The sequence below is a fragment of the Campylobacter sp. 2014D-0216 genome (genome assembly GCF_014931215.1).
Classification (GTDB): domain Bacteria; phylum Campylobacterota; class Campylobacteria; order Campylobacterales; family Campylobacteraceae; genus Campylobacter_D.
On the sequence record NZ_CP063089.1, the window covers coordinates 968,088 to 991,318 of the forward strand.

Annotated in this window: 26 protein-coding genes; 12 read left to right on the plus strand and 14 right to left on the minus strand. The window is 30.9% G+C overall.

What is annotated here, in order from left to right:
• Nucleotides 1-21 precede the first annotated feature (21 nt).
• Nucleotides 22-2,031: a CocE/NonD family hydrolase gene (locus A0083_RS04845; protein WP_197552532.1), complete on the minus strand. Its 2,010-nt coding sequence runs from the start codon at nt 2,029-2,031 to the stop codon at nt 22-24.
• Nucleotides 2,028-3,278, minus strand: a complete 1,251-nt coding sequence (locus A0083_RS04850) for an MFS transporter (RefSeq protein ID WP_197552534.1) — start codon at nt 3,276-3,278, stop codon at nt 2,028-2,030. The genes A0083_RS04845 and A0083_RS04850 overlap by 4 nt, the downstream gene beginning before the upstream one ends.
• 251 nt (nt 3,279-3,529) lie before the next feature.
• Here A0083_RS04850 and A0083_RS04855 point away from each other — a divergent pair, with 251 nt between their 5' ends.
• Genes A0083_RS04855 through mnmH form a run of 7 tightly spaced genes read left to right on the plus strand, consistent with a single transcriptional unit; the run spans nt 3,530 to nt 8,783 of the window.
• Nucleotides 3,530-4,474, plus strand: coding sequence for an NAD(P)-binding domain-containing protein (locus A0083_RS04855; protein WP_043019912.1), 945 nt, complete (start codon nt 3,530-3,532; stop codon nt 4,472-4,474).
• Nucleotides 4,468-5,160, plus strand: a complete 693-nt coding sequence (locus tag A0083_RS04860; protein WP_043019913.1) for a tRNA1(Val) (adenine(37)-N6)-methyltransferase — start codon at nt 4,468-4,470, stop codon at nt 5,158-5,160. The genes A0083_RS04855 and A0083_RS04860 overlap by 7 nt, the downstream gene beginning before the upstream one ends.
• Nucleotides 5,150-5,521, plus strand: coding sequence for a YkgJ family cysteine cluster protein (locus tag A0083_RS04865; protein WP_039664126.1), 372 nt, complete (start codon nt 5,150-5,152; stop codon nt 5,519-5,521). Before A0083_RS04860 ends, A0083_RS04865 begins: the two co-directional genes overlap by 11 nt.
• A complete protein-coding gene (locus A0083_RS04870; protein ID WP_197552536.1) occupies nt 5,497-6,732 on the plus strand; it encodes a tetratricopeptide repeat protein in 1,236 nt (411 codons plus the stop codon). Before A0083_RS04865 ends, A0083_RS04870 begins: the two co-directional genes overlap by 25 nt.
• The gene (locus tag A0083_RS04875; RefSeq protein ID WP_197552538.1) at nt 6,717-7,319 is read left to right on the plus strand and encodes an indole-3-glycerol-phosphate synthase TrpC; all 603 of its coding nucleotides are present in this window, start codon (nt 6,717-6,719) and stop codon (nt 7,317-7,319) included. Before A0083_RS04870 ends, A0083_RS04875 begins: the two co-directional genes overlap by 16 nt.
• Complete coding sequence (locus A0083_RS04880) at nt 7,319-7,807, plus strand: HIT family hydrolase, FHIT branch (RefSeq protein ID WP_043019915.1); 489 nt, start codon at nt 7,319-7,321, stop codon at nt 7,805-7,807. Before A0083_RS04875 ends, A0083_RS04880 begins: the two co-directional genes overlap by 1 nt.
• Entirely contained in the window at nt 7,800-8,783 is a 984-nt protein-coding gene (gene mnmH / locus A0083_RS04885) for a tRNA 2-selenouridine(34) synthase MnmH (protein ID WP_197552540.1), read from the plus strand. Before A0083_RS04880 ends, mnmH begins: the two co-directional genes overlap by 8 nt.
• Here mnmH and A0083_RS04890 read toward each other — a convergent pair.
• Genes A0083_RS04890 through A0083_RS04900 form a run of 3 tightly spaced genes read right to left on the minus strand, consistent with a single transcriptional unit; the run spans nt 8,778 to nt 12,208 of the window.
• Nucleotides 8,778-10,298 (minus strand): inorganic phosphate transporter, encoded by a 1,521-nt coding sequence (locus A0083_RS04890; protein WP_197552542.1) that lies wholly within the window; start codon nt 10,296-10,298, stop codon nt 8,778-8,780. The two genes, mnmH and A0083_RS04890, sit on opposite strands and share 6 nt — an antisense overlap.
• Nucleotides 10,299-10,343: 45 nt before the next feature.
• Nucleotides 10,344-11,444 carry a 4-hydroxythreonine-4-phosphate dehydrogenase gene (gene pdxA, locus A0083_RS04895; RefSeq protein WP_120759202.1) on the minus strand — a complete coding sequence of 367 codons (1,101 nt, stop codon included), beginning with the start codon at nt 11,442-11,444 and terminating at the stop codon, nt 10,344-10,346.
• Nucleotides 11,441-12,208, minus strand: a complete 768-nt coding sequence (locus A0083_RS04900) for a pyridoxine 5'-phosphate synthase (RefSeq protein ID WP_039664134.1) — start codon at nt 12,206-12,208, stop codon at nt 11,441-11,443. The genes pdxA and A0083_RS04900 overlap by 4 nt, the downstream gene beginning before the upstream one ends.
• Nucleotides 12,209-12,264: 56 nt before the next feature.
• Here A0083_RS04900 and A0083_RS04905 point away from each other — a divergent pair, with 56 nt between their 5' ends.
• Genes A0083_RS04905 through A0083_RS04915 form a run of 3 tightly spaced genes read left to right on the plus strand, consistent with a single transcriptional unit; the run spans nt 12,265 to nt 14,334 of the window.
• Nucleotides 12,265-13,230 carry a Ppx/GppA phosphatase family protein gene (locus A0083_RS04905; RefSeq protein WP_120759206.1) on the plus strand — a complete coding sequence of 322 codons (966 nt, stop codon included), beginning with the start codon at nt 12,265-12,267 and terminating at the stop codon, nt 13,228-13,230.
• A 10-nt stretch (nt 13,231-13,240) separates the two neighbouring features.
• Nucleotides 13,241-13,684, plus strand: a complete 444-nt coding sequence (locus A0083_RS04910) for a GatB/YqeY domain-containing protein (protein WP_197552544.1) — start codon at nt 13,241-13,243, stop codon at nt 13,682-13,684.
• Nucleotides 13,681-14,334, plus strand: coding sequence for a DNA/RNA endonuclease G (locus tag A0083_RS04915; protein ID WP_039664137.1), 654 nt, complete (start codon nt 13,681-13,683; stop codon nt 14,332-14,334). Before A0083_RS04910 ends, A0083_RS04915 begins: the two co-directional genes overlap by 4 nt.
• A 34-nt stretch (nt 14,335-14,368) precedes the next feature.
• On the opposite strand, the gene dnaK is transcribed toward A0083_RS04915, so the two are convergent.
• From dnaK to A0083_RS04935, 4 genes are read right to left on the minus strand one after another with little or no spacing between them, the layout of a single operon-like run.
• Nucleotides 14,369-16,231, minus strand: a complete 1,863-nt coding sequence (gene dnaK, locus A0083_RS04920; protein WP_120759210.1) for a molecular chaperone DnaK — start codon at nt 16,229-16,231, stop codon at nt 14,369-14,371.
• 31 nt (nt 16,232-16,262) lie between these two features.
• Complete coding sequence (locus A0083_RS04925; RefSeq protein ID WP_039641671.1) at nt 16,263-16,484, minus strand: hypothetical protein; 222 nt, start codon at nt 16,482-16,484, stop codon at nt 16,263-16,265.
• Nucleotides 16,485-16,502: 18 nt separating this feature from the next.
• Nucleotides 16,503-16,985, minus strand: a complete 483-nt coding sequence (grpE, locus tag A0083_RS04930) for a nucleotide exchange factor GrpE (protein ID WP_232087584.1) — start codon at nt 16,983-16,985, stop codon at nt 16,503-16,505.
• Between the two features lie 23 nt (nt 16,986-17,008).
• The gene (locus A0083_RS04935) at nt 17,009-17,791 is read right to left on the minus strand and encodes an HrcA family transcriptional regulator (protein ID WP_197552547.1); all 783 of its coding nucleotides are present in this window, start codon (nt 17,789-17,791) and stop codon (nt 17,009-17,011) included.
• Nucleotides 17,792-18,026: 235 nt separating this feature from the next.
• Here A0083_RS04935 and A0083_RS08215 point away from each other — a divergent pair, with 235 nt between their 5' ends.
• The gene (locus A0083_RS08215; RefSeq protein ID WP_256378632.1) at nt 18,027-18,158 is read left to right on the plus strand and encodes a hypothetical protein; all 132 of its coding nucleotides are present in this window, start codon (nt 18,027-18,029) and stop codon (nt 18,156-18,158) included.
• Here the strand turns inward: A0083_RS08215 and A0083_RS04940 are convergent.
• From A0083_RS04940 to A0083_RS04960, 5 genes are read right to left on the minus strand one after another with little or no spacing between them, the layout of a single operon-like run.
• Entirely contained in the window at nt 18,147-18,776 is a 630-nt protein-coding gene (locus A0083_RS04940) for a hypothetical protein (protein ID WP_197552549.1), read from the minus strand. The genes A0083_RS08215 and A0083_RS04940 overlap by 12 nt on opposite strands.
• On the minus strand, nt 18,773-19,006 hold the full coding sequence (locus A0083_RS04945; RefSeq protein ID WP_120759218.1) for a hypothetical protein: 234 nt from the start codon (nt 19,004-19,006) through the stop codon (nt 18,773-18,775). Before A0083_RS04945 ends, A0083_RS04940 begins: the two co-directional genes overlap by 4 nt.
• Nucleotides 18,987-20,045, minus strand: coding sequence for a DHH family phosphoesterase (locus A0083_RS04950; RefSeq protein ID WP_197552551.1), 1,059 nt, complete (start codon nt 20,043-20,045; stop codon nt 18,987-18,989). Before A0083_RS04950 ends, A0083_RS04945 begins: the two co-directional genes overlap by 20 nt.
• 9 nt (nt 20,046-20,054) lie before the next feature.
• Nucleotides 20,055-22,214 carry a flagellar biosynthesis protein FlhA gene (gene flhA / locus A0083_RS04955; RefSeq protein ID WP_043019925.1) on the minus strand — a complete coding sequence of 720 codons (2,160 nt, stop codon included), beginning with the start codon at nt 22,212-22,214 and terminating at the stop codon, nt 20,055-20,057.
• Nucleotides 22,207-22,611, minus strand: coding sequence for an Rrf2 family transcriptional regulator (locus A0083_RS04960; RefSeq protein ID WP_043019926.1), 405 nt, complete (start codon nt 22,609-22,611; stop codon nt 22,207-22,209). Before A0083_RS04960 ends, flhA begins: the two co-directional genes overlap by 8 nt.
• Before the next feature lie 178 nt (nt 22,612-22,789).
• On the opposite strand from A0083_RS04960, the gene rpsO reads away from it, so the two are divergent.
• Entirely contained in the window at nt 22,790-23,062 is a 273-nt protein-coding gene (gene rpsO / locus A0083_RS04965; protein ID WP_039618506.1) for a 30S ribosomal protein S15, read from the plus strand.
• Nucleotides 23,063-23,231 lie beyond the last annotated feature (169 nt).

Below are 23,231 nucleotides of genomic sequence, written 5' to 3' on the forward strand. Positions count from 1 at the left end.
AAGTGAATACTTTGGACTTTTTTACAAACTATTTCTTTTAGTTTTATAATTATATTTTTTATCAAAAACAAGCTTACCATTTTCTTTCACTCTTATATCCCCTTTAATGTAAAAATACTCCAAGTCACTTGTTTGTGTTAAGACCATATCCGCTTCCATCATACAACCTTCACGTCCTATTTGCATGGTTTGAGTAATCGTATATTGCGCGCTTAAAGGATTTTCGTTTTGGAGTTTTAATTCTCTTTTTAAATTATGTTTTACTAAAACATCAACCTCATCAAACCTATAAACACCCTCTCCAAATACACCACCTACACCATCTGTAATGCAAGTCCAAGTATCATTTAAAATATCATAAGAAATACTTCTATCAACCCTGCCTTCTTCTAAAAGTGTTGTTGGTGTTAAAGGTGCGCTTTGAGCTTGCATATTGATTTTATCACAGTCTTTACCACTAAAACATGGCAAATTAAATTCACACTCACTTAAATCCAAAGTTAAGGTTGAAATTTTTGGCATAGGCCAAAACATAGGCCAAAAAGAATTCGCTAATGATAATCTTACTCTAGAACCTTTGGCAAATCTATATCCACAAGCATCAAGCTTGATTTGTTTTTGAACAAATTCATCTTTTTTTAAAGGCACAAATTGTTCATTATCATCACTCAACGCAAGATTTATAACACCATAACTTACTCTTTTAACATACCCATCTTCCCTTACTTCGCTAAGTTGAGCAAAAAGCATAGCTTTTTCTTGATCGCTTGTAAGTTTTACTTTTAAGATAGGAAAACCCAAAACATCTAAATCTTGCTCTAGACATTCACTTTCAAAAACCACAGCCATTCCATCATCTAGCCTTTGATCACAAGGGCTTTCACCTAAAACACCTGCTCCCATCCACTCACCAGATAAAAGACCATGGTTTAATGGAGTATTGATTTTTACAAAGTCATAAGATTTTTGACAAGATAATTGACGCAAATTTAAATAATATTTTTTATAACTTACTTGCTGCTTAAAATCCTCCACGCCAATAAAACGACCTTGGACTTTTTCTATTTTTGAGTAAGGTTTGTAGCTATTTTCAATATAAGCTTGTATCATCGGTGTTTCAAGCACATCATTAGGCTCATTTTTAAGCCATTTATCCCACCATTTTAGTGCCTCTTGTAAAAAACCTATAGCAGGCAAAGGCGTACCATCATGAGGATAAACATGAGCCCAAGGACCTATAATAGCTTTTTTAGGCACCTTTAACCCCCTCATTAAACTAAACACTGTGTTCGTATAAGAATCAGCCCAACCATCTAGCGCAAACACAGGAACTTGTATATCATCATAGTTTTCTCCCACAGAACCATGTTTCCAGTATTCATCTTTTAAAGTGTGTTCAAGCCATAGCGCAGGCCATAAAGGCATGTTTTTAAGCCTATTTAACCATTTTTCCCTGCCATTTGGATCAATTTTTGGATCGACAAAACGTGATTGATATGCAAGCATAATATTGCCCCACCAAAAATTATCATTAAGCAAACATCCGCCTTTATAGTGAATATCTTCATTGTATCTATCATCAGTAAAACCTACTACTATAATAGCTTTTAAATTTTTAGGTCTTCTTGCTGCAACTTGCAAAGAATTAAATCCACCCCATGATTTACCCATCATACCAACATTACCATTGCACCATTCTTGCTTTGCTATCCATTCAATAACTTCCAAAGCATCATCTTGTTCTTGCTTTAAATACTCATCTTTTAACAAGCCATCAGACTCCCCACTCCCTCTAATGTCAACCCGAACAACCGCATAGCCATTTCCACTAAAATACCCATGCATAGGTTCATCTCTACCTCTTGTACCATCATTTTTTCTATAAGGAATATATTCTAAAATAGCAGGTACTTTTTCTTTAACCTGGGGAAGCCAAATTCTAGATGAAAGTTTAGTTCCATCTTTTAACTCAATCCATACATTTTCTATAACTTTAACTTTGTTTTTAAAATCCAAAACAATCTCTTTCATACTCTCTCCTTTTTGTTGTATTTTTTAATCCAAATCAAGCAAAACATCACACCCAAAAAAGCCATTGCAATCATAATGCTAAAGTAAATATAAAAACCTTTCACCCCAGGATATCTATCTAACAAATCTCCTGCTAAAAGCGGCGCAAAGACCTCAGGCAAATATCCAAATGTAGAAACAATACCAATGGCCATACCAGCCAAATGAATAGGAATTTTTCCCTCACTCAACAAAGAATAATAGATTCCAAAATTAGAATACATAGCCACATAAATCACAACACAGGCAGAGGTTAAAATACTCATTTGCAAAAAACCACTTGTATAAGAACTTAAGATCAAAAATACCACTCCAATACCCATTAAAATAAAGCCTATCATCATCACCTTTGCTTTACCATAACCATCTGCTATAAACCCACCTATCACAGACGAAACAGGACGGATATATTGTGCTAAAACTGTTAAAATAGCTGCAAAAACAGCAGATGTACCTATAACATTGCTTGCATAAGGGGTAAAATAATAAAAACTCATATTGAAAAAATACGTACAAAAAGTAATGGCTACCACAAGCCATAAGGCTGAATTTTTAAGAAGAAAGATCAAATCCTGAAGTCGTAATTTTTCACTAGCTTCTTCTATTTTATCTTCTAAAAGAAAAAACAAAACAACAGCACTTACAATAGGAGCTAAAGAGTAAAAAATAATAATCACCTCTATTCCTTTATTGGCAAGAGCCTGAGTTTGAAAATACCCAAAAATACTTGTAGCTATAGCCAAATGTGCCGCACCAACAACCCCTCTTCCACCTTCAAAAATTCCATAAGCACGGGCTTGTTCTTTGGAACTTGCCAAGCTTCTTACTATTTTCATTAAAGAAGGCCAAAAAGTCAACAAAGAAGTAATCCCCCATAAACCATAAATAACCAACAAGGCATTTAAAGAAGTAAAATACAAATGCAACAAACCCCCTAATCCTGTAGCAACTAAAGAAAATATCAATAATTTTTTAGGTGCAAAACGATCCGCTAAATAACCTCCCAAAGCATAAGAAAACAAACCAAGTAAACCATAAGCACTGCCCAAAAGCCCCATTTCAAAATTGTTAAGATGATAAAGATTCATATAATCATCGTAATAGTATTTTCTAAAATAAGGTAAACCATAAATAATAGATCCGCAAAAAGACAGCAATAAAAGCGTAAAAAAATTATTTTTTAAACCATGATTTTCACTTTGTCCCATCAAAAAACCTCCTTTTATATACTATATATAAATTTCTAGTTTTTTAAATATAAATACTTAAATTTATACAAAAAAAGATAAAACTAGTATTTTTTTACACAATTGTTGTATTTTTTTATAAGATATTATTATTTTAATAATTTATAATCATAAAAAATAATTTCAAAGATAGGAAATATTTTTAAATTTTTATTTTTTATTATTGTTTTTTTGATACATTTACATATATAAAATACTAAAAAAGGGAAAGAATGAAAGTTTTTGATATGGTAGTTATCGGAGCTGGACCTGCAGGTATTGCAGCAGGAATAGAAGCCAAAATAAAAAATAAAGAAGTAATTGTTTTAGAAAAAACTGACTCAATCTGCCAAACTTTGGTTAAATTTTACAAAGAAGGCAAAAGAGTTGACAAGGCTTATAAAGGTTGCGATAGTACAAATTACGGACATATAAATTTTGAAGATGGAACAAGAGAAAGTACAATAGAAACTTTCCAAAAAGCGATCGAAGAACATCACCTTGAGGTGAAACTTTCAAGTGAAGTTGAAAGTGTTAAAAAAGATGGGGAAAATTTCATTGTTAGCACTGCAAATGAAAATTATATCTGCAAAAATGCAGTTATAGCTATAGGTAGAATGGGTAAACCAAATAAACCAAGTTATCCATTACCTATCACTTTAACTAAAATCATTAATTTCAATGCAAATTCAGCAAGTCAAAATGAAAAAATATTGGTTGTTGGTGGTGGAAATTCAGCTGCTGAATACGCTATAGATTTAGCTAAAAATAATGACGTAACGCTTTGCTACAGAAGAGAAACTTTCTCAAGATTAAACGATATTAATCTTGAAGATATTCAAAAAGCTTTCGAGCAAGGTAGTGTCAAAGCAAAGCTAGGTATTGATATAAATAGCATAGAAGATGAAAATGGCAAAGCAAAGGTAAATTTCACTAATGATACATGTGAAACCTACGATCGCATTATTTATGCTATTGGTGGTTCAACTCCGCTTGATTTCTTGCAAAAATGTTCAATTGAAGTTGATGAAAAAGGTGTACCTAGTTTTGATGAGAACAAAGAAAGTAATGTAAAAGGATTGTTTGTAGCAGGAGATATTGCTAGTAAAAATGGAGCTTCTATTGTAGTGGGTTTAAATGATTCATTTAAAATCTGCGATTATCTTTATAAATGCTAAAACTTTTTCAACTTCCAAAAGGCTATCGCTACAACAATGATAGTCTTTTGCTTTTTGATTTTTTATCCCAACACCACCTCAAAGGAAATATCCTAGATATAGGTTGTGGATGTGGTATCTTGGGACTTTTAACTAAACAAAAATTTCCCAACTCCAAAGTATATATGCTAGACATTCAAGAGCAAAATATCAAACTAACACGCAAAAATGCCAAAGAAAACAATCTCGAAATCCAAAGCTTTTGCGAAGATTTTTTAAATTACAATAGCGATATTAAATTTGACTTTTTAATCTCCAATCCTCCTTTTTATAAAAAAAACACCCAAAAAAGTGAAGATACCCATTTGTGTATATCTAGATATCAAGAATTTATGCCACTTGAAAAAATGTTAGCCAAAATCAATAGCCTCATTCAGCCAAATGGTAGTTTTTTTATGTGCTATGATGCAAATTTTTTAGATGAAATATGCGCTTATTTAAAGGAGTTTAAACTAAAATTGGTAGCGTTACAATGTGTACACTCCAACCCTCAAACCAATGCAAGAATCATCTTAATGCATATCAAAAAAAACAGCAAAAGTCCTTGTGTGATTATGCCTACACTTTTTATGTATAATAACAATACACTTAATCCAAAAATACAAGAAATTTACAACACTACAGGAACTATAAGCTATGATATATGAAAAAGGTTTTGATTATTCTTTTGATGAAAATGCTTGTCAAAAATGCGGTGGTAAATGTTGCATAGGCGATAGTGGGTATATTTATGCTAGCAAGGAAGAGTTAGAAGCAATTGCTAGTTTTTTAAATCTTGATTTTGAAGCTTTTAAAGAACAATACCTCATCAAAGTTGGTTTTAAATACAGCCTTAAAGAGGCAAAGTACGAAAATGGCTATCGTTGTATTTTTTTTGATACAATGCATAAAAAATGTTTAATTTATCAATGTCGGCCAAAACAATGTCGAACTTTTCCATTTTGGGATTATTTTAAAACACACAAAGAGGAGTTGAAAAAAGAATGCATAGGGGTTTGTTTTCATTAATCATTGCTTTATTTTTAACAAGTTTTGTCTTCGCAAAAGATGAGAATAAAATCATACAAGCACTTGTTTATGAAGAAGAAGGACAACTGCAAGATGCGTGTAATGTTTATGCGGATTTATTCAAAGAAAACAATGAAAGTATTTATCTAAAAAAAGCATTATTTCTTGCTCTTGGGGCTAATTTAAAAGAAAAAGAAGCGCTTATAAAAGCTTCTAAGGATTTTTTAGATCACCCTGCTATTGCTAGATTAAATGCATTGTATTTTTTTGAAATAGGAGATTATAAACAAGCAGAGGCAATTCTTCATCAGCTTATTGAAAAAGAACAAGACTTTAAAAATCATGAAATACTAGGAGATATCTTTGCTAAAAAAACCTTATACACCAAAGCCTTAGAACAATATAGCCTTGCTTATAAACTTTTTGCACATGAGAATTTATTGTTGAAAATGGTAGAAATCAATATAAAAAATAAAAACATTCATCAAGCAAAAAAACTACTAGAAGACTTTGTAAAAACATCAAGCTGTACACTTAAAACATGCACTCTACTTTTAAAAATCTATCAAGATCAAAAAAACTACAAAGCAAGTATCCAAACTCTTGAAAAGCTATACAAACTCAACCATGATATTAAATACATCTATGCTATTATAGAACTACTAGTGCAAGAAAAAAACTACACTCAAGCTTTAAATTTAAGCCAAACATACAACATTGATCCTGATACTAAAATCTTCTTATATACTCAAATAAAAGATTATAAGAAAGCTTATGCGATAGCACTCCAGCATTATAAACTTAGCCAAGATAAAAAATACCTCTCCATGGCAGGAGTTTTAGAGTTTGAAATTTACATGGATCCTAAAAGTAAAAAAATCAACGATCCTAAAATTCTAGCTTCTATTTTGAAAAAATTTGAAAAAAGCGTAGATGTGCGTAGCGATGCTTTGTATCAAAACTACTATGGATATGCCTTAATCGAATATGATATCGATATAGCCAAAGGTATGGAGTTAGTAGGTTGGGCACTTGAACAAGAGCCGCAAAACCTTTACTATCTTGATTCGCTTGCCTGGGGATATTATAAACTCAAAGACTGCAAAAAAGCTTATGAAATTTTACAAAAAACACTTCACGATAAAGAATTTTCAAGCTCAGATGAAAGCAAAGAGCACTTAAAGGCGATCAAAAAATGTTTACAAAAATAAATCTTGAAGACTGTTTTTCAAAAACACAAAAAATTCTAGAAACAAAAAAAGAAATTTTTCCTTATGATATGCTAGGACGTAGTTTAGCCTCCAATGCTTTTTACCCTAAAGATATCTATACGCTTTTGATTGAAGGAAGACTTTCAAATTTTTTATACTCCAAAGATTTAAATTTTGATCAAGCAAGCTTTGATGCTGTTATCTTGCCAACAAGTTCTTTACAAAACCATGATATACAAAATTTAAGTCTTTTTAGACGTTACCATGAAAAACCTGTGATTCAGTTTGATTTTATTTTTGATGAATATCAAATTTTAGAAAGCTTAGTTTATGGTGCAGATGCATTTATCATTTTCCCTAAAATGCTTAAAACTATGCAACTTAAAAAGCTCTATAATTTTGCCATTCATCTTGGTCTAGAAGCCATTTTTTACCTAGAAAACAAAACAGATCTTAACCATGCTATTTTAGCTGGAGCTAGAATTTTTCTCCTTGAAGATGAAAACCTTTTACCTTTAATACCAAAAAATAAAGCACTAATAAGCAAAAACATCACAAATTTACATGCAAACATAAAGGAAATATAATGGAGTATTTATACGCACCTTGGAGAGATGTTTATTTTAACACTAAAGATAAAGATTTTTGTCCTTTTTGCCACTGTAGACAAAATTTACATGAAGATGAAAAACTTGGTGTGATTTTTAGAGCCAAACACTGCTTTGGAGTTATGAATAAATACCCTTATAGCCCAGGACATTTTATGATCATACCTTATGTACACTTAGAAAACATAGAAGATTTAAATGATGAAACATGGCTTGAAATCAGCCATTTTGTGCGAATTGGCGTAAAAATCTTAAAACAAGAATTTCATGCCAAAGGAGTTAATATAGGTATGAACCTAGGCACTGCAGCAGGTGCTGGTATAGCACCACATTGTCATTATCATTTAATCCCAAGATGGCAAGGAGATACAAACTTTATCACCACCATAGGACAAACTAGAGTTTGTGGTAGCGATTTGGAAAAAGTATATATGAGTTTATGCAAAGCATTTAAAGACTATGTATAAAGAAGTTAATTTTGAAGATTTTTTAACTTACAATTTTGATCTTTTAATTGATGTTAGAAGTCCTAAAGAATACCACTATGCCCATATTAAAAATGCGCAAAATTACTATGCGTTAAACGATGTTGAATTTCAAGAAATTGGTACACTTTATAAGAAAAACAAAGGCTTAGCCAAAGCAAAAGGCGCAAGCTATATATGCAAAAACATGAGCGAACATATTCTCAAGCTTTATCAAATATGTAAAATCGGATCTTTGGTTGGAATTTATTGTGCAAGAGGTGGAAAAAGATCCAAAGCTGCAGCTTTAATCTTAGCCGAACTAGGATATAGGGTTGTAAGATTAGAAGGTGGATATAAAGCCTATAGAAGTTATGTAAGTGCTTTTTTTACCAAAAACTTAAACATTGAGTTCTTATGCCTTTGTGGTAATACAGCAAGCGGAAAAAGTGATCTAATACAAAGCTTAGATAATGCTTTGAATTTAGAAAAACTAGCCAACCACCAAGGATCAAGTTTTGGTAAAATTTATGGAGAACAACCTAGCCAAAAAGCCTTTGAAGATGAGTTATTTTTCTTTTTAAAAGACTACCCTTTTCAAACTTGCTTTATAGAAGCTGAAAGTAGACAAATTGGAAATTTAACCTTACCATTAAATCTTTACAATAGCATGCAAAATGCTAAGAAAATTTGGTGTGAATGTGATATGAATTTGCGCATTCAAAGAGTGTTAAAGCATTATACTCCTATGGAAAAAGATGTGTTTTATAAAAATGTAGAAAAAATTTCTCCCTATATTAGTAAAAAATTTAAATCAAAACTTTGCGAGAACTTTGAAAACAACCTTTTAGAACAATGCGTCAAAATGCTTTTTGAATATTATGATAAAGTGTATAAAAAACCTACAAAGATTGATTATTTTATCAATAGTTCAAATTTAGAAGAAGCTAAGAAAAATCTTATGAGTTTAAACTCATAAGATAATATTAACAAAAATTATAAAAATAACACTAGAAAGAATTCCAGCAACTGGCAAAGTGATCACCCATGCTAGACCTATCGGTTTCATCATGCCCCATTTTGCATCTTTATTAAACACCCCTATACCCAAAATAGCACCAATTAAAATATGAGTTGAGCTTACAGGAATTCCTAATTGAGTTGCCAAAAGTATAACTATACTTGCACCTAATTCAGCACTAAAACCTGTTGTTGGTTTGATTTCAGCAAGTTTTGATCCCACTGTTTGGATTACTTCTTTACCTAAAAACCAAAGCCCTATAACCAAAGCTATACCAAACATCAACATTACTGCAAATGGCACTGGTGAACTAGGATTGATAGTGTTGTTTTTAAGTACATCTAAAATTGCAGCAAATGGCCCAAGTGCATTAGCTATATCATTTGCCCCATGAGAAAATGCAAAACTTGAAGCGGTAAAAATTTGAAACCATGAAAAAATCTTTTCAATGGTTTTATTAGCTTGAGTTTTTTTCATCAATCTTACAACCGCTAAAGTAACAATATAAGCAAAAATAGAAATAATCGAAACTATCCATAAATTTTGCATCACATCTAAAGTCGAAACCTTGCTTAAACCCTTAAATAAAAACATAGAAGAAATAATCAAAGCTCCCACACATGCGATCAATGGTACATGGAATTTCATTTTTGAAAAAACATCAATATTTTTTTCTTTTTCTTTCAACTCTTTGATTTTTAATTTATATTCACTTCTTTTTTCATCATCATCTAAAACAATCGCACTTAACTCTTTAATTTGCTCTTCTTGGCTTTTGTTTTTTAAATTAGCAAAATATTCTTCTTTAAAAGCTTTTCTTTCTTTTTTTATTTCTTTTATCACTAGTGAAATATCTTCAGATGGCTTTAGGATTTTTTTATAAATATAAGCATAAATTAAATACGCTACAAGCCCACCAAGCAATGGAGAGATAATCCAACTCATAGCAATTCTATAAATACCATTCCAATTCACCATAGAAAATGCTTGATCTTGATCAAAAAACACAAATCCCATAGCAATACTAGAACCAACGATTCCACCTATGATACTATGTGTAGTAGATACAGGAAGTCCTTTTTTTGTTGCTATAAACAACCAGATTCCTGAACTTAACAAAGCTGAAAGCATAACACATACAAAAACCATAGGATCAACCCCATCAGGCAAAACCACAATGCCGCTTCTTATGGTATTTGTTACTTCTCCCCCTGCAAACACAGCCCCGCTTAATTCAAACACAGCTGCAATAATCAAAGCTTGTTTAATCGTAACTGTTTTAGCACCTACACTTGTACCAAATGAATTTGCAACATCGTTACCTCCAACGTTAAAGGCCATGAAAATTCCAAAGACACTTGCCAAAACAAACAATACCATGGAATTATTAGGGATATAATTATAACCCCAAACAAAAAAGCATAACACACTCACAATAAAAATAAAAAATGCAATCGCGTTATCTTTACTCAAGCATTCTCCTTAGAATTAATTTTGAGACTATCATTTTATTGATTTTTACTTAGTTTTTTCTTTGATTTTTAAAAAATACAACGCTGATTTTACCGCTTGCATGTAACTTTGTAAATTTATATCTATATTTTTATATGCTTTATCATAAGCTGTACCATGATCAACACTAGTACGAACAATAGGCAAATTTAAACTAACATTAACACTTTTATCAAAATACAAGGCTTTCAAAGGCGCCAAAGCTAGATCATGATACATACTCACCAACCGCTTGCATTGACTTAAAGCAAAAGGTGTAAAAGCAGTATCTGCTACCAACGGCTCGTTTATAAAAATATTTTTTTGATGTAAATTTTCTTTTTCTTTTTGACTTAGAAAGTCCTCATTTTCTAGCTTTTGTAAGCTTATAGTATGATCTTTTAAAAACACATTTGCCATTCTTATGGCTTTTTTTATCTCCCGCTCTTCCTCTCCACCTATAACACCATTATCACTTGCATGAGGATTAAAACTCAAAACGCCGATTTTTTCAAAAGAAGTACATTGATAAAAATTGATTAAAAATTTCGCAAGCTTTAAAGCTTTAATTTCTTTATAAACCTCTCTTAAAGCCATATGTTCAGTGTATAAAGCCACATAAAGCTCATCACAGCCTAACATCATGATAGCATCTTGCTTAAAAAACGCTCTTAAAGCCTCTGTGTGTCCTTTATACTCTACTCCTGCCATTTGCCAAGTTTTTTTATTAATCGGTAAAGTCACCAAAGCATCTAAAAAACATTGCGTACAATAACTTGCCCCTTCAAAACTCAAAAAAGAATACGCTCCACTTTTTACATCTAAAGTAGCAGGATTTAGCTCGAAATTTGGATCAATTTCCCCACTAGCTTGGTAAGAAAAGCTATAAATCATACAGTTTTCTTTTTCTTCTTTAAAAGCAAAATAATTTTTGTTTTCGTTGCAAATTTCAACTAAATTGATTTTAGATTTAGGAGTGATTTTTAAAAGCTTGCTTGCTTTTTGAAACAAAGAATGATGTATAAAATAATAAGGTTCGCAAATTTTTACTAGCTCATCATGACAAGCTAATAAAATTTGCATACCTATACCATTTAAATCCCCTACGCTAATGGCAATTTTTTTCATCTTTTCATCAATGCTTTCATTTCTAATATCGCTTCTTTTAAGCCCACAAAAACTGATCTTGCTACTATGCTTTGACCTATATTTAGTTCTTCTATCTCTAAAATATCCACAATATTTTTTACATTTTTATAATTTAATCCATGTCCAGCAGCTACCCTTAAACCCAAAGTTTTTGCTAAACTTGCACTTTGCTTTAATCGTTGAAGCTCATCTTCTAAACGTTTTTGAAGTTCACTTTTACTTAAAATTAGCTCGGCTATAGCATAAGAAGTTTGATTGATATTGGTAAATAATGCATTATAGATATTAGCATATAAACCTGTATGAAGTTCTATAAAATCAGCATTTAAAGAAGATGATTTTTCAATATCTTCTAAATTTGGATCAATAAATAAAGAAACTTCAATCTCTTCTTGTTTTAAAACATCAATTGCTTTTTGTAATTTTTCATTATGAAGGTTTAACCCTCCTTCTGTTGTAAGCTCTTGTCTTTTTTCAGGCACCAAAGTAACACGTGAAGGTTTGTATTTTAAAGCATACTCTATCATATCTATAGAACATTCAAGATTTACAACGCACTTGCAATATTTTAAGATATGCTCCAAGTCAAACTCATTAGCATGGCGACGGTCTTCTCTTACATGAATGGTAATTTGATCAGCCCAATTTGCACTCAAAAATGCAGCCTCAAGCAAATCAGGATCATTTACTTTCCTAGCCTCTCTCAAAACCGCTATATGATCGATATTAACCCCTAAAAGCATAAGTTTTCCTTATAAGTTTTTTAGCTATTATACTTTAAATTTTTTAAGGAGAGCTAGTGTTAGGTATTGATATGGGATCAAATACATTAAGAGCTGTTTTAATGGATAAAAATTTCAACAAATTACAAAGCGAAGAATTTATCATAGCAGCGGCTAAAAATATGCAAAATGACACTATTAGCGATGAAGCTATTGAAAGAATTTTTAACGCTTTGAAATCTTTAAAAGAAAAAAATTACGATCTAAGTCAAGCAAAAGCAGTTGCCACAGCTGCTTTTAGAAAAGCAAAAAATGCTACAACTATTATGGAGCAAATTGAAAAAAAATTTCAACTCAAAGTGCAAATCATAGATGCAAAAACCGAAGCAAGATTAAGCATTTTAGGTATACAAGAAAGACTTAAAAGTCTAAAATTATTCAAAAAACAACTAAGTTATTGTGATTTAGGTGGTGCATCTTGTGAAATCTCTAGTGAGCAATCTTGTAAAAGTTATGATTTTGGTATCATTAGTTTTTATGAAAGAATGCGATTTAAAACCGCAAAACCTAGTGCTTATATGCGTTTTTTTAAGAAAAATCCACAAAACCTTAAATACATCAAAGACAAAACCTTAAAATTTCATCTTAGTTCTTATCCTATGCATTTTAAACAGATTTTATTTCAAGCGCTAACCATAAGCAAGCACATCAAAAAAGAAATCAAGGGAAACTATTTTGTTTTAAATTCAGGTGTACCAACCACACTTTGTGCTTACAAACAAAATATAAAATACAAAGATTACCTAGAAGAAAGTGTTAATGGTAAAATACTTCAAAAAAGGGATTTTTTTAATTTTGCATTGAAAATTTGGAATTTAGAACAAGAAAAAGCTAGAATTTATCTTGGAGAAAACAGAAAAAAATACCTTATAGCAGGTTCTTTAATCCTTTTTGCTTTATTTGAAAAGCAAAAACTCATTGTCATTGATGATGGTGTTAGAGAAGGTGTGTGTATAGCACATTTTAAAAATATTAAAATTTAAAGGAGAAAAAATGAATTTAAAAGATCAAATTTTAGAAGATATCAAAGAAGCTATGCGTAGCAAAGATGACTTCAAAAGAAACACTCTAAGAACGCTTAATGCTAGTTTTAAACAAATAGAAGTTGATGAAAGAATCACACTCGATGATGAAAGAATTTACAAAACCATTGCAAGTGAAATCAAAAAAAGAAACGAAGCTGCACTAGCTTTCAATAAAGGCGCTAGAGAAGATTTAGCACAAAAAGAACTTCAAGAAGTCGCTATTTTAAGTGCTTATTTACCTAAACAGCTAAGCGATGAGGAATTAGAAAGCGAATTAAAAAAACTGATAGAAAAATTACAAATTAATTCTTTAAAAGAACAAGGTGTTTTAATGAAAGAAGCTAAAGCAGTTTTTGGTGTGAGTGTTGATGGCAAAAGACTCAATGAAATGGTTAGAAAGCTTTTAGCATGAAAAAAGTTTTAACGCTTTGTGCTTTAGCTTTAAGCTCTTTTGCTTATACTCAATATGAATTACACCCTAGTTTTAAGCCGTATTTTAAAGAATGCTCTTTATTGATGGATAAGTATTATTACATCAACTGTTATGATTATAATTATAAGGGTACCAAGGCCATTGCTTATAAACTAGAAGCTAAAATTTTAAATCAAGGGCACATCAAAAAACGCCCACGCTTTGAAGATGATACCAATATCCCTAAAAAATACAGAACTTACTGGGAGGATTACCTAAGAAGCGGCTATACAAGAGGACATGTCGTGCCTAATCAATCTATGAATGCAACTCCACAAGCCCAACTTAGCACTTTTTTAATGAGTAATATCACACCACAAAAAAAAGATATCAATGCTGAAATTTGGAATGAAATCGAACAAAGAGAGCGGTATTTAGCAAAGAAAAATAAAGAATTAGAAGTCTTAAATTTAGTGCTTTATGATGACAAACCAAAACGCATTAAAAACAATATAGCTATTCCTAGTTTTTATGTCAAAATTCTTAAGGCTAAAAATTTTAGTGAATGTTATAAAGTGCCAAATAACGATAATTTTGCAAGATTTGACAGAAATTATTTCAAAGAAGACTGTAAGAAATATATTGATTAATTAAACTAGAAGCTTTATGCTTCTAGTTTAATTTTTACTCAACTTCAGCATCAATTACATCATCATCTTTTTTCTTTTGAGCATTTGGCTCTTCTTTTTTATACATATTTTCTGCTAATTTATGAGAAACTTCACTTAAAGCTTTCATTTTGCTTTCGATTTCTTCTTTAGAAGCATTAGCATTTTTCAATGTTTCTTTTAACTCATCTAAAGCTTTTTGGATATTTGCTTTGTCATCTTCGCCTACTTTATCGCCAAGCTCATTTAAAGATTTTTCTACTTGATGTACTAAGCTATCAGCAGCATTTCTAGCCTCTACTGCTTCTTTGCGTTTTCTATCTTCTTCCTTATGAAGCTCTGCATCTTTTACCATGTTATTGATCTCTTCTTCACTTAGCCCACTTGAACCTGTGATTTTGATCTCTTGTGCTTTTCCTGTAGCTTTGTCTTTTGCGCTAACTGTTAAAATACCATTTGCATCAATATCAAAAGTTACTTCAATTTGTGGCATACCACGAGGCGCTGGTGGAATTCCTTCAAGATTGAAATTTCCTAAAGATTTATTATCACGGCTAAATTCTCTCTCGCCTTGTAAAACATTGATAGTAACTGCACTTTGATTATCTTCAGCAGTTGAGAAAACTTGTTCTTTTTTAGTTGGAATCGTTGTACCTTTTTCGATGATTTTAGTCATCACCCCACCCAAAGTTTCAATACCCAAAGAAAGTGGAGTTACATCAAGCAATAATACATCTTTAACATCACCTTTAATAACCGCACCTTGAATTGCCGCACCAATTGCTACAACTTCATCAGGATTTACCGACTTATTAAGCTCTTTACCAAAAGCTTTTTTAACTTCTTCTTGCACAAGAGGAACACGAGTAGAACCACCCACCATAACAATTTCTTTTACTTCACTCTTATCAAGTCCTGCATCTTTTACTACTTCATTAATTTTACTAATAGTTTCAGCTACTAGACCATCAATCATGCTTTCAAATTTAGCTCTTGTTAAAGTTTTAGTTAAGTGTTTTGGACCACTTGCATCAGCTGTGATGAATGGTAAGTTAATATTAGTTTCATTAGCTGAGCTTAATTCTTTTTTAGCATTTTCAGCTGCTTCTTTTAATCTTTGCAAAGCCATTACATCGTTTTTAAGATCTATACCTGTTTCATCTTTAAACTCATTTGCTAAAAAGTCGATTAATTTATTATCAAAGTCATCACCACCTAAAAATGCATTACCACCTGTTGCTAAAACTTCTACAACATTATCGCCTGTTTCAAGCACAGTAACATCAAATGTACCACCACCTAAATCATAAACTACGATTTTTTCACTTTCTTTTTTATCAAGACCATAGGCTAAAGCTGCTGCAGTTGGTTCGTTAATAATTCTTAGCACATTTAATCCTGCAACTTGTCCTGCTTCTTTCGTAGCTTTTCTTTGCGCATCATTAAAATATGCTGGAACAGTGATCACCGCATCTTCTACTTTTTCACCCAAGAAAGCTTCTGCATCTTCTTTTAATTTCATTAGAACTTTTGCTGAAATTTCTTGCGGAGTATAAATTTTTCCTGCTATTTCAATCGCACAAGCCCCATTTCTTTCTGTGATATGATAAGGTAAACGATTTTTAGCTTCTTTTGCTGCTTCTTCATTGATCATTAAACCCATAATTCTTTTAATAGAATAAATTGTTTTTTCAGGGTTAGTAACCGCTTGACGTTTAGCACTATCACCTACTAAAACCTCGCCTTTATCAGTAAAAGCAACTACCGAAGGAGTGGTATTTTTACCTTCTTTATTTGGGATAACCTTACTTTCACCCCTTTCATATACACTCACACAAGAATTTGTTGTACCTAAATCTATCCCTATAACTTTTCCCATTTTATATCCTTTTTATTTAAATGTATTTTTTTTAATTAATAATATGATTATATTTTCCATTTTCAATTCTCCATGCACACATATATAAAGCATGTCCGGATCTTTCTTTTCCGGTATTATTAAAATGGATTATAGAATACTGATTTCCATCTTCATATGTTCTAAAACTTCCATTTGCATCTATGTAATTTTTAATAGATAGAATTTCCTCTTTTGTATATTTTTTTCCACTATCTTTTTTTTGCTTTGCCATCAAAAATCCTTTTTAATTTTATTTTGCAACACTAACTTTTGCTGATCTAATCACTCTATCATTCATCACATAACCTTTTTGTAAAAGCTGGACAATATGACCGCTTTCATGATCAGCGCTTTCTACATGAAACATAGCTTCATGTAAATTTGGATCAAACTCACCATTTGCTTCTATAGCTTTAACCATATGTTTTTCTAGTTTTTTCAAAAGCAAATCCAAAGTGTTTTGCACCCCTTCTTTAATCTTTAAACTTAATTCATCATTAGCTTCTACATTAATAGCCGCTTCTAATGCATCAACTACATCAAGCAAATCTTTAGCAAAACTCTCATTTGCATAAATCGTTGCTGAAATTTTCTCTTTTTCCATTCTTTTTTTGATATTTTCAAATTCAGCATTTGCTCTTAAATAAGTATCTTTTAACTCATTATACTCTGCTTGAAGCTTTTCTAATTCATTGTTTTGGTTTTCTGAATTTTCCACTGCTTCTTCTGGCATGGTTTCATTTTGCTTTTCTTCGCTCACGCAGCCTCCTTTATAACATTTAACATTGTTTTAAAATCAGAGTAAACACTTCCAGCAAAAATCACATGAGATTCTTTTCCTAAAAATGTACTCTTAAGCTTTAACCCCATAAAACCTTCTTCAAACAAAGGATCAAATTGTAATTTTTCATTAAAATAAAATCCAATTTGTGGAGATAAAAGCTTAGCAAATTTATCATTTTGATAAATTTGATAAGCTTTGCTCTCGTTATATCTATAGTAAATTTTTGTATGTTTTAACATAGCTATTTTTTCTAACAACTCCTTAAATTCCACCCTAAAAGCTAAATTTTCGATGCTTTTTACATCAAGCCCGATAAGTCTTTGCAAAAAAATCAAACTATCATGATCAAATTTCAATACTAGTTCGTTTTGCCCAAAATCTAGCACAATGAATTTGTTATTTACCGTGGTAAGTTCTTGTAAAATCAACTCATCGCCACCATAAACTAAACTGTATATTTCAAACTTATCAAGCAAAAATTCCAACAAAGCAAGATCATTAATCACAATCTCATCTTCGCAAAGTTGCTCGCACCAATAAGCTTTCATGGCATTTGCAGTTGGTATACGACCACTGCTAATATGAAGCTGCGTTAAAACACCCTCATCGCTTAGTTTTTTAAAATAAACTCTTATAGTTGAAGCAGGTATGCTTACTTTATGATTTAACTCATTTGAACCCACAGGATTATTGCCTTCTAAGTAGGTTTCAATGATAGTTTTTAAAATTAAATCCTTTTTACTATAAGACTTCATTATAAAACCTTATTTCAATTTTAGCACTCAATGTTTTTAAGTGACAAAATAATTATACAACTTTAGTATAACAATGTCAAGTTATTTCTAAATAAAAATATTTAATATTATTTAGTCAATATGACTAAACTTTTTTTAGCTATAAGTTTACAATTTTAAATTATTTATTTTCAGTTTTTTTAAAAGAAAAGATAATATAATTTCGCCTAGCAATATTTTTAAAAGGTTTACAATAATGAAAAATCTCACTTTAAGAGAAAAGCAAGATCTTGAAGCTTATGTATTTTCAAATATAGAAAGAAAAAAAATGGCTTTAAGTAGAATTTTTAAGCTTTATTGTTTAAGACTTTTTAGGTTAGTTTTTTAATTTATATTTTTTCATCTCATCTTTAGTATAAGAAAGATCCTTAAATTCTGGAGATGAGATTAATTCCATACAAGTTTTATCTAAATTTTCCATTCCGCTTACTTGCATATTTGCTTGTAAATTTTCATCTAAATAAAGATCAAAAACTACGCATGCTTGATTATTGACTTTGTAAAAAATTTTCCCACCATTTTTCTTATCAAGTTGATATACTTGTAATTTATCACTTTTGCTCATTTTTTTTATATCATTTGCAAAAGATTGATGTAAAGTATAATAAATCATAAAATCACGCATAACATTTTTAATACTAGCTATTTCTCTTCTAAGTTTGGTAAGGTCTTTAGAATACAAGCTTAAAAATTGCGAATTTAAATAATCATTTATTTTTTCTTTATTTAGATTATTACACGCAGGATGAATTTGTACAACATAAGCTTTATGCTTTGCAAGCACAATATCTACACAAGCTTGCTTATTTTGCTTATACTCTAAAAACCAAGCCTGACTTGAATTTAAGTTGAGTGTATTTTGTTTATTATAAGCAAAATCATTCAAATCTTCATAAATATTTGCACAAGCAAACACACCCATTAAAAGCAGGTATAAAATTTTCATTGAAATAAATCTTTGTGATGATTTTTCAAATACTCCACTACTTCCAAAACTTCCTCAGCTCCCTCTTTTTGAGTTTTTTGACAAACCTCATCAATACAATCAATATACGCCTCTACAGCTTTTTCTAATTTATTTTTCTCAACCCCAGCAAGCAAAAGCATTGCCTCTAAAACAATACTTAATTCATATTGTAAGTTTTCTACTTCTTCTTTAAGATTGTTTGTTTTCATGATTGTTTTCCTTTAATTCTTTACTTTTGATCAAATCTACAAATTGCGCTTTGATGAAATCATAATTAGAGCTATCTTTATACGCAGCAAATAAACCTCCACTAGCGTTTTTATGCCCTCCTCCATTAACTAAGCTTTTAGCCATTAAGCTTACATCGATTTTATTATTTGCCCTAAAACTTAAGGTTTTTCTTGGGCTAAGATCTACAAAAAAATCAAATTCAGGATTTTGCATCAAAAAATCATTTCCAATCACAGAAGTATTGCCTATATTAGAAGTAAGCAAACCCTTGTGTCCTTTATAAAATATGCTAAATTTTTCTTTTTCAGCACTTAATTTTTCTACAACAAAATGAGAAATTAAATTACTTAAAGTGTCATTTTTTTCTTTTTTGAAGAATGATTTTTTTAAACTATGCAAATCATCATCTAAACGAATATGCGCATTAGTTTCTTGAATATATTTTCTTGAAGCATCAAAAAGATGGAAAAGATATTTTATATTCTCTTGTGCAAACATCACTCTATTTATCTCTTTTGCTCCAGAAACCATGCCAAGTAAAACTTTTCCCAATTCAAAACCATCATCTTCACTTAGCCAAATATCCACTGCATTTACCACATCTACAAACTGAGATAATGACTTATTTTCACCATAACATCTACTAAAAAAATCATAAACAATTTTTGTTGCACATCTTTTATCATCTAGAAAATACCAAGGATACTTTTGCATACACTCTAAGCCACTTTGATGATGATCTAAGAGCATAAGTTTGATTTTTTTGCCTTCTATGGCCTTTTGAAAATCTTCACATTGACTTAAGGTTAAATTTAAATCAGTGATTAAAATCACAAATTCTTCTTTAGGATTTTCTTTTAAATCCTCTTCGATATTTTTAAAAATAACATTAAAATTTTCATTAATCTCTTTACCATAATTAGAATTATAAAAACAACAATTCTTAAAATAAAAATCTAGCACATACTGACAAGCATAACCATCTAAATCAGTATGCGAAAGATGATAAATTTTCATATTTTTCCTTTATAGATTATCAACTTTGATAATGCCTTCTGTTTCAAATTTAGTATTTTCTGCAATTTCTGCAAAACTTAAAACAGTAATATTAATACCAAAATTCGAACAAATATCGGCGATAAATTTTCTAAGCTGTGGTTCAACACAAAGCAAGAAAGGCTTGATTCTTGTATTTGCTACACTTGCAAGCTCTGCTTTTAAAGCTTCAACCAAAGCTCCAGTTTGTGCTACATTGATCATCAAATGATATGTCCCATCTTTAAACTGCACATGTTCCATTAGCTTCGCAGCAGCAGCAGCATCAAAGATATAAAAACTAATTTGACCTTTTTCATCTACATATAAATTAGTAATCGCTCTTGCCAAAGAAGCTCTTACATGCTCTATGATCATATCCAAACTCTTGCTAACTTCTGCTATATCACTAATTGATTCTAAAATCGTAAGCATATCTTTTATTGGGATATGCTCTTTAAGCAAGGCTTTTAATACCTTTTGAATTAAACCAATACTTGCCACTCTTAAACAATCATCTACTACAATAGGATAGTCATTTTTAATCTTATCTAGTAAATTTTGCACCTCTTGTTTAGTTAAAAGCTCTGAAGCATTTGCTTTTATAAGCTCGCTCATATGAGTTGAAATCACACTTGCTGGATCAATCACAATATAACCATTCAATGTTGCCTCATCTTTTAAAGATGAATCAATCCACAAAGCGTCTGAATTAAAAGCTGGTTCTTTAGTAGCTATACCCTCAATAGGTTCGGTAATAAAACCACTATCCATAGCCAAGTATTTATCAGGATAAATTTCTGCACTAGCTATCCCTACGCCCTTAAGTTTAAAAGTATATTCATTAGGTTTTAACTGTAAATTATCCCTAATTCTAATTTTAGGCATTAAAAATCCTAAACTTTGGGCTATATTACGTCTTGTAGATCTAATACGTTCTGTCAACTCACTTTCTGCTAGCTTAATTAGCCCATAACCCAATTCTAACTCTAAAATTTCTAATTTTAATATATCTGTAATTTTATTTTCTTCTTCTCTTAAAATCTCCTCTTCGCTACGTTTTTGAGGTTTAGCCTGCTCTTGCTCGTTATCTTCTTGAGATTTTTTACTCGAGACGGTATTGATTTGAATTTTACCTTCTTGTACTTGTTTTATCATATAACCAAGCCCCAAAAACATCAAAGCCATAAACCCTAAAGAAAAATGTGGCAAGCCAGGCACCAAAGCAAAAATAAACAAAATAAATCCCACAATAAGTAAGGTCTTATACTCACCTAAAAGCTGATTAATAGAACCCTCGGCGAAATTATCCTCATCTTTACTAGCACGCGTAATAATAATAGCAGTCGCAGTCGATGTGATCAATCCAGGAATTTGTGAAACAAGTCCATCACCTATCGTTAAAATCGTATAAGTAGAAGCGCATTCGCTAAGTTCCATATCATGCTGAAAATATCCTATCATAAACCCACCAATTAAATTTACAATAGTTATAATAATCCCCGCAACAGCGTCTCCTTTAATAAATTTAGAAGAACCATCCATTGCTCCATAGAAATTTGCCTCGGCTATAATTTCTTGACGTCTTTGGCGTGCAGTTTTTTCATCAATTAAGCCTGCATTCAAATCCGCATCAATCGCCATTTGCTTACCAGGCATTGCATCAAGAGTAAATCTTGCTTGCACTTCAGAAACCCTTGTACTACCTTTGGTTACAACCATAAAGTTAATCAAAACCAAAATACAAAAAATAACCATACCTATAACATAATTTCCACCAACAACAAACTCCCCAAAACTCGCCACTATATCACTTACAGCCGCTGGACCTTGATGGCCCTCACTTAAAATCATACGCGTTGTGGCGATGTTAAGTGAAAGTCTAAAAAGCGTGATGATCAAAATCAACGTTGGAAAAGTTGTTAAATCTGTAGGTTTAGGTATATACAAAGAAATTAAAATAATCAAAACCGAAATGGCTATACTCAAAGCAAGAAAAAAATCCAAAACTATACTTGGTAAAGGTACAATGATAATTGCTAAAATAGCAATTATCACAGCTACTATAGTTAAGCTTTTTGCCTTTAATACCGGTGCAACAAGCGGAGCAACCCAAGGCAATACCAAGCTAAAAATATCTCTTTTAGCCATTATTTTGAATAATATCCTCTAAAGTAATAGAAATCAAAAAATCATCAATTTTATTTTGTAACTTCACAAGTACAGGCATAATTTTACAATTTTCTTCTTTTTGTGAAGGGCAAACTCCATTACTGCATTCAAAAACATTGATGGATTTTTTTTCCACACTATTTATGATTTCTTTTAAAGTATATTCGCTTGGATTTTTAACAAGCATAAACCCACCTTTAGCCCCTTTGTAGGATTTTAAAAGCGAATCTTTAGCAAGCGCTTGCAAGATTTTAGCCAAAAAACTTTTTGGTATATCTAAAACATTTGACATTGTATCCACATCTTGTGGTTCTTGAGAATTGGCTATATGTATCAAAGACAACAAAGCGTATTCGCTAGCTTTTGTAAATAACACTTTTTTCCTTTCTAAATATATAAAGTATAATTATTATGACTATGATAAAAATTTTTATTATATCAAAAATAAGTCTTCTTCGGTATTAAATTTCTTATATTTTAAAATTCAGCATTTTTTTTGTTTTTTTCGTTATAATTACATCTTTTAATTTTAAATACCGCTCAGGAGGTCTATTATGGCTTTAGATTCGGCTAAAAAAGCAGAAATTGTTGCAAAATTTGCTAGAAAAGAAGGAGATACAGGTTCTCCAGAAGTTCAAATCGCTCTTTTAAGTGCGAGAATTTCAGATTTAACAGAACATTTAAAAATCTATAAAAAAGATTTTTCTTCTCGTTTAGGACTTTTAAAGCTTGTTGGTCAAAGAAAAAGACTTTTATCTTATCTAAAAAGAAAAGATTATCAAGCTTACACTAAATTAATTAGCGAATTAAACCTAAGAGATAAATAAGCCTAGTGCTTATTTATCCTGCAAAACACCTTCCATTATTTTTACTTTTTTCTTAATTTAAGTTTTCTTTTTTTGGTATTTTATTCACAAGAGTTTCACAGTGTGAATTTAAGCTCAAACTACCTAAAAATAGCACTTTAAGTTTTAAATTAAAAAATATTTTTCACAT